The sequence below is a fragment of the Cyclobacterium salsum genome (assembly GCF_010119245.1).
Classification (GTDB): Bacteria; Bacteroidota; Bacteroidia; order Cytophagales; family Cyclobacteriaceae; genus Cyclobacterium; species Cyclobacterium salsum.
The window spans coordinates 320,883-333,306 of sequence record NZ_WNKG01000003.1; the positions used below are offsets into that span (position 1 = coordinate 320,883).

The window sequence follows — 12,424 nt, forward strand, 5'->3', positions numbered from 1 at the left end:
TCTGCAGTTTGTGCCTGGCTTACATGATTAGTGCCTCAATTTCGGTGTTATTGAATAAAATAGAAAATGAGCTTGCTTGAATATTTAAAATACAGTAATGATGATCCCTCACTTCTTACCCAGAATGAAAAATCACCTTTTGATTTGTTGCCTATTAATGCTGAGTATGTGTACTCAAAATAATAAACCAGTTGCTAAAAAATCAACTAAACCTAATATCGTATACATTCTTGCAGACCAATTACGGGCACAAGCATTGGGGTACAGTGGAGACCCAAATGCCAATACCCCAAATCTGGACCAGCTGGCAGCCAAAGCAATTAATTTTAAAAATGCAGTTGCTGTAAGTCCGGTATGCACTCCATACCGGGCAGCACTTATGACTGGTAGGTATCCTCTGAGTACCGGAATGTTTATGAATGATTTGTATTTACCAAGTGAGGAGCTTTGCATGGCTGAAATCTATAAGGAGGCTGGGTATAAAACTGGATACATTGGAAAATGGCACCTGGATGGCCATGGAAGAGAAAGTTATATTCCTAAAGATCGTCGGCAGGGATTTCAGTATTGGAAAGTACTGGAATGTACCCACGATTACAACAATTCTTTTTATTATGCGAATGACGATACTACAAAACTGAAGTGGGAAGGTTATGATGCCTATGCTCAGACTAAAGATGCTCAGGACTACATCCGAAGGCATTCTTCGGATGAGGAACCATTTTTACTTATGATTTCCTATGGCATACCACATTTCCCACATCATACTGCTCCCCCCGAGCTAAAAGAAAAATATCCATTAGAATCCATAAAACTTCGTCCTAATGTGCCAGAGTGGAGACAAGAAGAAGCTCGCAAAGAGGCACAGGGATATTATGCACATCTCATGGCGCTAGATCATTGTATTGGCAATTTAATGAAGACACTGGAAGAAGAGGGAAAAGCAGATAATACAATACTGGTTTTTACCGCAGACCATGGCGAAATGCTCGGTTCACAAGGTGAGTCGCCCAAGGAGAAACAGCGTCCCTGGGATGAGTCCATTCGTGTTCCTTTTCTAATAAGGTATCCGGCAGTGTTCGGAAAAGAGGGATATGAGGTAAATGCACCAATTAATACACCCGATATCCTTCCTACCTTGTTATCCATGTCAGAAGTCTCCATTCCCAGTTCCATTGAAGGAGAAGACCTTACCGGTTTTATTTCCAATGACAAGGTAGAAGATGATCGGGCAGCCTTGATAATGAGCGTTTATCCATTTGCTGGCTACGACGGTGGAAGCCCTTTTAGAGGCATAAGAACCGCACGATATACATATGTTAGGAAGCAGGATCAAGCATGGCTATTGTATGATAATTTGGAAGATCCTTTTCAGATGGAGAATTTGCTGAATAATCCGATCTACCAGGAACTTCAAAAAGACCTTGATAATACCCTCCAGGCCAAGCTCAAGGAGAGGGGAGATTTGTTTCTGCCCAAAGAACAATATTTGACCATGTGGGGTTATGAAGTGAATACCGAAAGGGGTCATGAAATTCCCTATAAAGCCTACGAAACCAATGTTCAAAGTCCTAAATTCAAACCTAATACCCCTCTTGATATTAGCTCTGAAGAATGATCGATGGGTGCTGTTTTTAATACAAATTTTGATGAAAGCGCATTTGTTATTGTAAACCCCTTGCCAACCTCTTACCAGGAAGATTATTGGGCATGTCCCTTTAAACCTATTCAAAATAGTTTTAAAAAATAAACCATTAATATATCCTTAACGGAAGATGCAACATCCATGGATGAGGTGATGGGAATCCACCCAGGTGTAAAAGATTAATAATTGCTTAAGAAAAATTAATTTAAGATGACGAAAAAGTATTATATACCTTTAAAAAGCCTGCTAGGTTTATCTGTAATATTTACATTCATAATAGGATGTTCAAGTACGGAAAGTGAAAATGATGAAAATCCTCCAAATATCATTTTTATTCTTTCTGACGACCAATCCTGGACTGATTACAGCTTTATGGGTCATCCTCATATTGAGACGCCAAATATCGACCAGTTAGCCAGGGAGGGTTTGACCTTTACCCGTGGTTACCTGACCGCTCCGGTGTGCAGCCCTTCCTTGGCTTCTATTATTACTGGGCTTTATCCCCATCAGCATGGAATCACAGGTAATGATCCGAAATTTGTCAAAGCGGAGGAAGGTGACCGGGAGGACTGGTTGATCCAAAGGTTACCGTTAAATAAAGAATTTATCGATAACTTTAAAAGACATCCTACCCTTCCGACTTTGTTGAAAGAGAGGGGATATATGTCCTTTCAATCCGGTAAATGGTGGGAAGGAAGCTGGAAAGAGGGTGGATTTACTGGGGGGATGACCACTGGTGATCCGGCCCAAAATGGTAGGCATGGAGATGAAGGCCTAAAAATTGGTAGAGAAGGGCTGGAGCCAATATATGATTTCATGAATGAGGCTCAAGATAAGAAAGCTCCTTTTTTTCTTTGGTATGCGCCTTTTATGCCGCATACACCACATACACCGCCAGATTCCTTGCTACAAAAATACATGGATATAGCTCCTGGAAAAGCGATTGCGAAATATTGGGCCATGTGTGAGTGGTTTGATAATACTGTAGGAGAACTTCTACAGAACATTGACAACCGAGGCATGACAGATAATACTATTGTTGTATATGTGTCAGATAATGGGTGGATTCAGAACCCCGATGGAAACGGATTTAAATGGCCGTCAAAGCAATCCCCTTATGATATGGGAATCCGTACCCATATAACTTATAAGTGGCCTGGACAAATCACACCTGCAATTGATACTACGAATTTTGTGAGCAGTATCGATATAGTTCCAACGGTTCTGAGGGCATTAGGAATGCTGCCTACAACCGAGATGCAGGGTTTAGATGTTTTAAATCCTAGAGATCTTCAGGGTCGTGATGCTGTATTCAGCGAAGATTTTCACCATGATATGGTCGATGTGCACGCTCCTGAAAAAAGTCTGGAACACCGGATGGTTATGAATCCTCCATGGAAGCTGATTATGCCTGTAAAATCCGGAGAGCCTCAGACCATTACTTTAAGTGGGGGGGGCGAATTTATTTCTATTATTTCCAAACCGGAATTATACCACATTTTGAACGACCCGCATGAAAAAGAAAATGTGGCATCCCAATATCCGGAAATTGTTGAAAATTTGCAAGAAGAGCTGGATACTTGGTGGAACCCAGATTTGTAATGATTTATTGTTGAAAACAATTGGATGAAATGGCTGATATATGTACAATTTATTAATAAGCAGAACGCAAATGAATTGGACGTATTATTTATTAAAGTGTTAATATCAGTAGCTTGTATCTAAGCGCAATAATAATTTTTGAGTTCTTGATTTACAACGATAACAAAGAATTTATTCCTTAAAAAACTAGTAACAAAACCAGGCAATCCTGAACTATCGGATTTTTCCGTATTTTGGACCTAGACGGGAATGTAGTTTTTTACCTAAAAAAAGGAGCTTATTATATATCTTACTTTAAAATCGGTATGTTAAACTGTGGAATTTAGAAAACGCGATACAGTTAACGAACCGGATTTGGAATATACCAACTATTCCTACGCAGACTACCTGAACTGGCAGATGGAGGAAGTGGTCGAACTGATCAAAGGGCAGGTTTTTAAAAAAGCGGCCGCTGCGCCGGAAAGGCTTCACCAAAAGGTATCTGTCCAATTGTCTTTAAGATTAACGGGGTTCCTAAGGGTAAAAAATATCAAATTTATACCACACCCTTTGATGTACGGTTTCCTGAAAACTCCAACGAAGATGTTAAAATTCACGATATGGTACAGCCGGATAGTTGCGTGATTAAGTTTCAATACCAGGAAATTTCCTGAAGATCCGGCCCTCCTGGTTTTTACTTTATTGAGCACAGCAATAGAAGGGAGGACTCATTAAAAACAATTACACGTACAAATCGCCCAATTCAACCCCTTTAATTGTTTTAAATACTGATTTCATGGGTTAAAAATTTTAACTTTTTGTCATGCCTGGGCTAACATATTACACAGGATGGGTAAAATATTGGATACTAAAACTAAAATATCCTGGTAATTTTATTTACTAACATAAAACCCCACTGTAATGAAAATAAATACTTATTTCAGCAGGAATAAAATTGATTTTTGTTTCTATCTGAAAAAGATAAGTCTAAAAAGGATACCTGCTAGAAAGGTGATTTACGGATATTTTTTATCCCTGCTTTTTATTAGCCAACTTACCGCTGCCGGTTTTTCCGTAAACAATGGAGGAACGGACGTCCGCACCAACAAAATCAGTCCACATTACATAAACTCATCCGGTTTTGGAGAGGCTCCGATGGCCTTAAATGTAGACATTGAAATCTCCGGAACGGTAACCGATGAAAACGGAGAACCTCTACCAGGAGCTTCGATTACCGTGCTTGGCACCACCTCGGGTACCGTCACCGATATAGATGGTAACTATTCCATTACTGTCCCGGATGAAGCAAGCCTGGTGTTTTCTTACATTGGCTATGAATCAAAAACCGTTGCAGTAAGCGCGCAAACAACCATTAATATCAGCTTGTCTCAGGATGAGGCCTCCTTGGATGAAGTGGTGGTCGTGGGATATGGAACAGTCAAAAAAAGTGACCTTACGGGTTCCGTCAGTTCCATTCAGGCGGATAAATTGAATACGGATTCCCAGGGATCGGTAGAGCAGATCATTCAGGGAAGGCTTCCGGGGGTTCAGGTGACACAGGCGAGCGCCCGGCCAGGCGGAAATTTTTCTATTAGAATAAGAGGGTCTAATTCCATAACTGCAGGAAATGAACCGCTATATGTAATTGACGGACTTCCCGGAGCCAACCCGGAAAATTCCTTAAATCCTTCTGATATAAAATCCATAGAAGTGTTAAAGGATGCCTCGGCTACCTCAATATATGGAGCAAGAGGGTCAAACGGAGTGGTACTGATAACCACCAAAAATGGAAAGCAAAATAGTCCTTTAACGATAAGTTATAATGCCACGACCAGCATTCAATCTGCTACGAAAACATTAGATATGATGAATGCCCAACAATACATGTCATTTTACAATGACGTGTACAGCGATAGGGGCCTTGAACCGATTTTTAGTCAAAATGACTTTACCTCCATAGGGGCAGGGACCAATTGGCAAGGTGAGATTTTCCGTTCCGCACCCATTCAGGAACATCGGCTTTCTTTTTCGGGAGGGTCTGAAGATACCCAGTATTACTTGTCCTTAAATGCATTTGATCAAGATGGCATCGTAATAAGTTCAGGTTTTAAACGATTTTCCGGCCGCATAAATTTAACTCATTCTGTGGGTGATAAGTTAAAGGTAGGGATCAATTTCAATAATAGCTATGTCAAAGAGGATCAAGTGCCACTTGGTCTTGGCGTAAACGCAACCGCCGGGGTGATTGCGGCGGCATTGCAATTACCACCAACAGAACCGATATTCAATAGCGATGGAACCTACTCAACCAGCTTGCAGGATTTAAGCAATCCGGTGGCCCAGGCACGAACGATGGATCGATTTGAAAGAAGAACCCGACTGTTTGGGAATGGATTTTTGGAATATGAGGTCATCAGTGATCTCAAGGCAAAACTAAATTTTGGTTTGGATCAGGGCATTGCGAGAAGTGATAGTTTCGATGATGTCGTGACTCAAATTGGACTTTTGAGGCAAGGTCAGGCAACGCAAAACTTGAGAGAAAACAATAGTTATGTTTATGAATTCACATTGGATTACAATAAGATATTTAATGGTCAGCACAAATTAAATTTGCTTGGTGGTTATTCCTATCAGGAATTCATGAATTTAGGGTTTAATGCAAGTGCCATGGATTTTCCAACCACCTCCTTTGGGCCCAATAATTTAGGTTCCGGAGATCCATTACTGTATGAAGTAGGGTCATTTAAAGGGAAAAACAATATTGTTTCAGGTTTTGGCAGGGTGAACTATTCTTATGATGAACGTTTTTTGATGACGGCATCCTTTAGGGCGGATGGGTCTTCCAGATTTGGTGCGAACAACAAATTCGCCTACTTCCCATCAGGAGCCCTTGCGTGGAATATATCCAATGAGGCTTTTTTCCCAGAGGACGGTTTTGTTTCCGATTTTAAATTAAGGACTAGTTTTGGGGTGAGCGGAAACCAGGAAATTGATAATGGAAGATCGCTTGTTCTTTTGGGGTCCGGACCAATCTCCGTTTTTAATGGGGATGAATTTCAATCTATTGCGCCTACCCAATTGGCAAATCCCGATCTAAAATGGGAAACAACGGAATCCTTTAACCTGGGAGTCGATTTTGGTATGCTTTCCGGAAGAATATCCGGTTCTGTGGAATACTTTCAGAACAATACCAGGGACCTGTTATTGCTCTTACCCATTCCTACTACTACCGGTTTTGGTAATTCTCTGCAAAATGTTGGGGATACCAGAAATAGTGGTTTTGAACTTTCATTATCGTCAAGGAACTTCGTCGGTAATTTTTCGTGGATTACGGATTTAAATATGGCCACAGTAAAGAATGAGGTTACTAATCTTGGTCAGCTGCCCAGGATTCTTCAGGGCGGTACCCGGTTCATGCAAGATTATACGATATTGGAAGTGGGACAGCCTGTCAATGCTTATTATGGTCATGTGTTCGATGGGGTTATCCAGTCTGCAGAGGAGTTGGCCAATTCACCTGCTCAGACAAATGGTGCCGTGGGCAGTAGAAAATTCAGGGATTTAAACGGTGATAATGTAATAAATGATCAGGATAGAACCATAATAGGAGACCCGTTTCCTGATTTTACCTTAGGGCTAAACAACACCTTATCCTATAAAGGCTTCTCGCTGGATTTATTCTTAGAAGGTAAATTTGGTTTTCAATTGGCAAACTTCACCAAAATTGATTCTGAAAACCCAATCGACGATTTAAGGAACAGACAAACCTATGTATTGGATAGGTGGACTCCTGATAACCCAACGAATGAACAACCCTCTTTTGTTAACCCATCCCGTACCTATGATTTCAATAGCAGGGTAGTAGAAGAAGCTTCTTTTGTAAGGTTAAGAAGCGCCAGGATAGCCTACGGATTTCCAAACTTAACTATTAAGGGCATTTCATCCTTAGTATTATTCGCCTCAGGGCAAAACTTGGTCACTTGGACCAATTATAGTGGTTACAATCCAGATATCAACTCCTTGGGAACTTCGAATTTAAGGATTGATTATAGTGCCTACCCACTTGCCAGAACATATGCAATCGGAATTAATGTAAATTTTTGAAAAAATGAAATCGACACGATTAAAATCATCATTAAACACACAGGGCAATGATTATTTTAATCGTCAAAGATTCCCTGTCTGCCGACAGGCAGGCATCTGACCAATAAAAAAAAATATAAACAGATGAAAAAGATAAAATTACTTATTTGCTTGGCAATGATCGGCTCAGTGCTCATTTCATGCGAAGACCTATTGGAAGAAGAAACCTTTACCGTCTTAAGTCCCAATGATTTTTTCAACACAGGAGATGATCTTGATGTCGTTCTTAATTCGGTGTATGGTGAAATAAGGTATAGCGATATAAAGCGAGACGGGATAACACTGCAGGAAGTAAACACCGATATTGCCTTGGAACGTGGCGGTGGGATATTTACCTTCAACGAACCCATTGAAGAGTTCACCTGGACAAGCTCGCACCAATGGATCAGAAATATGTGGGAACGCCGTTACCGTACGATCTTCAGGACAAACGTTGTCCTGGATAATGCGGATGCTATTGAAATGAATGAAGATAGAAAAAGGGAAACCATTGCGGAGGCCAGGTTTTTGAGGGCATTCAACTATTATCTCTTGTATGATTTATTTGGGCCTGTTCCCCTTATTACGGATAGCCAAACAACGGTAACGGATCGTCCGGCAAGGGCTTCTGAAGAAGAAATAACGTCATTCATTACAAATGAATTCATAGCTGCGGCGGATGCATTGCCTGTGGAACCAAGGAATGCTGAATACGGGCGTGCCACTAAAGGGGCTGCGCTTGGAGCCTTGACCAAGTTTTATATGATGACAAAAAATTGGACGGAAGCGGCATCTGCTGCTAAAGCGGTAATGGACCTTGGGGAATATGATTTGTTTACCCAAGGGGATAGAACGGAGTTGTTCAGTCCTGAAAACCAAAGAGACAACGAATTCATCTTTGTGGCCGTTATGTCAGATAATCCGGATGATAATACCGGTGATGGCTGGCTAAGCCATGTTGTTCCCAGAGGCTATCAATGGCAATATCCTCCACGTGCCATATTTGCTGCCGAGTATAAGATATGGTCGGCTTTTCTAGAACTTTTTGAACCTGAGGATGAAAGGTTAAATGCCTTTTTATTGGAGTTTGTCAACGCCCAAGGTGAGACAATTGTTTTAGGCAACGATAATGCACGGAGCATGAAATTTCCTGAATATCCGAGTCAGGGGATAAGCCGTTCGTCTGATGATTTTCCATTTATCAGGTATGCAGATATCCTTCTTTCCAGGTCGGAGGCTTTGAACGAAGTCAATGGTCCGAATCAAGAATCCATAGATTTATTGAATAGGGTAAGGGAAGCTGCCGGGGTTTCCACTTTCACCCTAAACGATTTTCCAGACAAGGAAGGTTTAAGGAGTTTTATTTTAGATGAAAGAGGCAGGGAATTCCATACAGAGGCATTGCGGAGACAAGATCTGATACGCCACGGAAAATTTATCGAAATGGCAAATGAACGTGGTAAAGCCGCTATGGACCATCAGGTAAGGTACCCTATTCCACAAACTGAAATTGAACGAAATCCAAATTTAACTCAAAATGAAGGATATTAAATCATCATGGTTTATATTACCGGACGCTTTTACTTTCTGCTTTTTTGGAAATTAATTTTAGAAATGGATCCAATTCAAGGTTGGAAAGCCCTTGCATCTAGAGGTATAAATGCTGGAATCGATAATAAACCTAATTTAAAGTTAATGAAGAGGAATAGTATAATCGTTGGTGTTCTGTTAAGCACCCTACTGGCGACGGCTTGCAACACAGAGGAGAAGGATAAAACCTCCCCGCCCAATATTGTTTTTATCATGAGCGATGACCACGCTTATCAAGCCATCAGCGCCTATGGGCATGGTTTAAATGAAACGCCACAGATTGACCGGTTGGCGGAGGAAGGGGCGATTTTTACCCGGGCCACCGTCACCAATTCTATTTGCGCTCCTAGCCGTGCCGTAATTTTGACGGGAAAACACAGCTTTCTCAATGGGAAAGTGGACAATGTACAACCCTTTGACTGGGACCAGAATAACTTTGCCAAGATGCTTCAAAAGGCGGGGTACAGTACGGCCATGATCGGAAAGATCCACCTGGATGGCCTGCCCCAGGGATTTGACCACTCCATGGTATTGCCCGGGCAGGGTCATTATTATAATCCTGATTTTCTTGTTAATGGAGAACGCAAGCGGTTTGAAGGGTATGTTACGGAACTTACCACCCAATTTGCCCTGGATTGGTTAAAAGAAGGGCGAGATAAGGAAAAGCCCTTCCTTATGATTTATAACCAAAAGGCCCCTCATCGAAACTGGAAGCCTGCACCAAAATACCTGACTTTGTACGACGATAAAACGTTCACGCCACCGGCTACTTATTTTGATGACGAAACCAACTACGTGGGGAGGGGAACGGCCGCCAAGACCCAGGAAATGGAAATTGATGGACATGCCAGGTGGGGTCATGACTTTAAATTCGAGGTGGACCCGGAAGGAAACGAAACGGGTTTTTCCAAGGAACTGGAACGGTTTAATGAGGAACAACTGACCCAATGGAGGGAGGCTTACAACCCAAAAAACCAGGCTTTTATAGATGCCTATCCCCTGGCCGAAGGTGTTGCCTTTCAGGATAAAGAAAAGGAAAGGGAGATCGGAATCTGGAAATTCAACAGGTACATCAAGGATTACCTGAGAACCATTAAATCCGTGGACGATGGGGTGGGAGAGGTATTGGACTACCTGGAAGAAAATGGGCTGGCAGAGAACACCATTGTGATCTACACTTCCGACCAGGGATTTTACCTGGGAGAGCATGGCTGGTTTGACAAAAGGTTTATGTACGAGCAATCTTTCCGAACCCCTTTATTGGTCCGATACCCCAAAGAAATTAAGCCGGGGACTGAGATCGATAAACTGGTCCAAAACCTGGATTTTGCGCCTACCCTTCTGGACTATGCCGGGGTGGAGGTTGCTCCGGAAATGCAGGGTGAGTCTTTCAGAAGCCTGGTGAGCGGCCAATCCGATGAATGGCGGGAGGCAGTTTACTATACGTATTATGAATACCCCTCCGTCCACATGGTTAAGCGGCATTATGGTGTGGCCACGGAAAGGTATAAACTGATGCATTTTTATTATGACATTGATGAATGGGAAATGTATGATCTGAAAGAGGACCCAAATGAAATGAACAATATTTATGAGGATCCCTCCTATGCGGAAGTTAGGGAAGAATTGCACCAAAAATTGGAGGATCTACGAAAGGAGTATAGGGATTCTGATGAAATGAATCAAAAATACCTGGATGCTTATTTGGAATATAGGAACAACCGGCAATAAGCTAATTAAAAGGAAACTCCTGCCTTGGCCAAACACCCTTCTATGGCAGGGTTTTTTAGAGAACGGGGTTATTATACAGCCAGGGTTTCCAAGATTTTCCATACCAGAATGATCCGGAAGAACAAGTCAACTTGTTGGGAGACCCTTCAAAAAAGAAAGCATTGCAGGAGTTAAGGATCCAATTTGAAATGGTTAACGAAAAAGCACGAAATGGTATTTTTTTTTAGTGATTTCAGGGTTTAGCTTTTCCAGGAATTAAAGTTGTTATATCAATATAAAAACCCAATTTCAAATCAGACACTATTCAAGCTTGAATATTTACCGGGATTCATCCTTCCGGAACCCTGTAAGCGATCATCCCGGCTGCAATTCCACTTTTTTACCTGCTACGGAAAGGTTGTCGTTAACATGTTGTTCATCCCATAGATTGGAAATTACGGCGGATATGTTTTGGTTCTGCAAGGCCCACCTATATGCTTTTACCGGGGCTTTCATCTCCCCGGACACAATCCTTTGTCCTTTCTGAGTGCGCCATTCAGGCTGGATGCCCGGTTTCATCTTTGGAGCCCCTGTGTTACTTGGTTTGGTTTTTCCAAGAAAAGGAATACCCAAACTTAAGGCGGCACCTACTGAAATAAATTTTCTGCGATTGATATTGAAGTTATCCATCATAATTTCTGTCGTTTAAGTGTTGGTAATTAACTGTTTATAAAACAGAAAAAATGGTGGATGTTCTAGCATAAAAAGTTATTTTTAAGTTAGTTACAAATCAAATACAACTTCTTAAAGATACAAAAAGGCCTGGATAATTAGAAAAATATTGAAGGGGAATGGTAAATAGAGGCGTTGATATATGGGTGGAAACATTGTGACCCCCAACTATCCGAGGGGTAGTTAATAAACGTGTCAGTGTGTAGTTATTTTCAGTATAGTCAACCATGAATTTCAAAATAACCGATGCCGTCAACGAACCGGATTTGGAATGCACCCAGCATTCCTATGCCGACTACCTGACCTGGCAGGTGGAGGAAGTAGTGGAGCTGATCAGTGGGAAAATTTTTTAAAAACCGGCCGCTTCTCCGGGAAGGATTCGCCAGAAAATTTCGGGAGCACTTTTTCTCCGGTTGGGCAATTTTCTGAGAGGTAAAAAATGCCAGATTTATTCCGCACCCTTTGACGCTCGGTTTCCTGAAAAATCAAAAAAAAATTATCGCATTCGCGATGTGTTACAGCCGGACATTTGCGTGGTTGGCGATACCGAAAAACTGGACGAGCGGGGCTGCATCGGAGCCCCTGACTTAGTCGTAGAAATTCTTTCTCCCCTAATAGTAAAATTGAATTAATGCATAAGTTTAAATTGTACAAAGCAAACGGGGTCCGGGAATATTGGATCATTCCTACAGAAACCCAGGATTTGCTGATCTATACCTTTACCAGGGGAAAATGCGTCCCTACACGCCTGCTTACCTCGGGCGATGTAGTGGAAACAAACATGATCATGGACTTGGAGGAGTTCTTTGGGGATATTGAGTAATGAGGTAAACTTTCCCTCTTCCTCCGGGTAGAAATAGATTCGTTTGTAGGTTAACGGCTTTCAGGCGAGCAGTTACAGCAAACCTGTTATGCTTTAATTTGTGGCATTGTATGTATTATTTTTCAAAAAGCAGTCTGAAATCCTCCTGAAAAAGTTCAGGTACTATGCCATTCCTACTCCTGAAATTTCCCAAATACACCAACATCCATGCATTTACTTTT

10 protein-coding genes are annotated in these 12,424 nt (G+C 41.6%); 9 read left to right on the plus strand and 1 reads right to left on the minus strand.

Annotated elements, in window-relative coordinates:
* Window positions 1-166 precede the first annotated feature (166 nt).
* The 6 genes from GJS45_RS06775 to GJS45_RS06800 all read left to right on the plus strand — a co-directional run bounded on the left by GJS45_RS06775 (window position 167) and on the right by GJS45_RS06800 (window position 10,669).
* The gene (locus GJS45_RS06775; RefSeq protein WP_162340712.1) at window positions 167-1,618 is read left to right on the plus strand and encodes a sulfatase family protein; all 1,452 of its coding nucleotides are present in this window, start codon (window positions 167-169) and stop codon (window positions 1,616-1,618) included.
* Between the two features lie 237 nt (window positions 1,619-1,855).
* Window positions 1,856-3,247 carry a sulfatase family protein gene (locus tag GJS45_RS06780; protein ID WP_162340713.1) on the plus strand — a complete coding sequence of 464 codons (1,392 nt, stop codon included), beginning with the start codon at window positions 1,856-1,858 and terminating at the stop codon, window positions 3,245-3,247.
* A 315-nt stretch (window positions 3,248-3,562) separates the two neighbouring features.
* The gene (locus GJS45_RS06785; RefSeq protein WP_162340714.1) at window positions 3,563-3,871 is read left to right on the plus strand and encodes a hypothetical protein; all 309 of its coding nucleotides are present in this window, start codon (window positions 3,563-3,565) and stop codon (window positions 3,869-3,871) included.
* A 276-nt stretch (window positions 3,872-4,147) separates the two neighbouring features.
* Window positions 4,148-7,330: a SusC/RagA family TonB-linked outer membrane protein gene (locus tag GJS45_RS06790; RefSeq protein ID WP_162340715.1), complete on the plus strand. Its 3,183-nt coding sequence runs from the start codon at window positions 4,148-4,150 to the stop codon at window positions 7,328-7,330.
* 123 nt (window positions 7,331-7,453) lie between these two features.
* Window positions 7,454-8,899: a RagB/SusD family nutrient uptake outer membrane protein gene (locus GJS45_RS06795; RefSeq protein WP_162340716.1), complete on the plus strand. Its 1,446-nt coding sequence runs from the start codon at window positions 7,454-7,456 to the stop codon at window positions 8,897-8,899.
* A 144-nt stretch (window positions 8,900-9,043) separates the two neighbouring features.
* The gene (locus GJS45_RS06800; RefSeq protein WP_162340717.1) at window positions 9,044-10,669 is read left to right on the plus strand and encodes a sulfatase family protein; all 1,626 of its coding nucleotides are present in this window, start codon (window positions 9,044-9,046) and stop codon (window positions 10,667-10,669) included.
* A 354-nt stretch (window positions 10,670-11,023) separates the two neighbouring features.
* On the opposite strand, the gene GJS45_RS06805 is transcribed toward GJS45_RS06800, so the two are convergent.
* Window positions 11,024-11,341, minus strand: a complete 318-nt coding sequence (locus tag GJS45_RS06805; protein ID WP_162340718.1) for a hypothetical protein — start codon at window positions 11,339-11,341, stop codon at window positions 11,024-11,026.
* Between the two features lie 266 nt (window positions 11,342-11,607).
* On the opposite strand from GJS45_RS06805, the gene GJS45_RS23985 reads away from it, so the two are divergent.
* Genes GJS45_RS23985 through GJS45_RS23995 form a run of 3 tightly spaced genes read left to right on the plus strand, consistent with a single transcriptional unit; the run spans window position 11,608 to window position 12,203 of the window.
* Window positions 11,608-11,733 carry a hypothetical protein gene (locus GJS45_RS23985; protein ID WP_317165092.1) on the plus strand — a complete coding sequence of 42 codons (126 nt, stop codon included), beginning with the start codon at window positions 11,608-11,610 and terminating at the stop codon, window positions 11,731-11,733.
* 60 nt (window positions 11,734-11,793) lie between these two features.
* Window positions 11,794-12,012 (plus strand): Uma2 family endonuclease, encoded by a 219-nt coding sequence (locus GJS45_RS23990; protein ID WP_317165093.1) that lies wholly within the window; start codon window positions 11,794-11,796, stop codon window positions 12,010-12,012.
* Window positions 12,012-12,203 (plus strand): hypothetical protein, encoded by a 192-nt coding sequence (locus GJS45_RS23995; RefSeq protein WP_317165094.1) that lies wholly within the window; start codon window positions 12,012-12,014, stop codon window positions 12,201-12,203. Before GJS45_RS23990 ends, GJS45_RS23995 begins: the two co-directional genes overlap by 1 nt.
* Window positions 12,204-12,424: the final 221 nt, after the last annotated feature.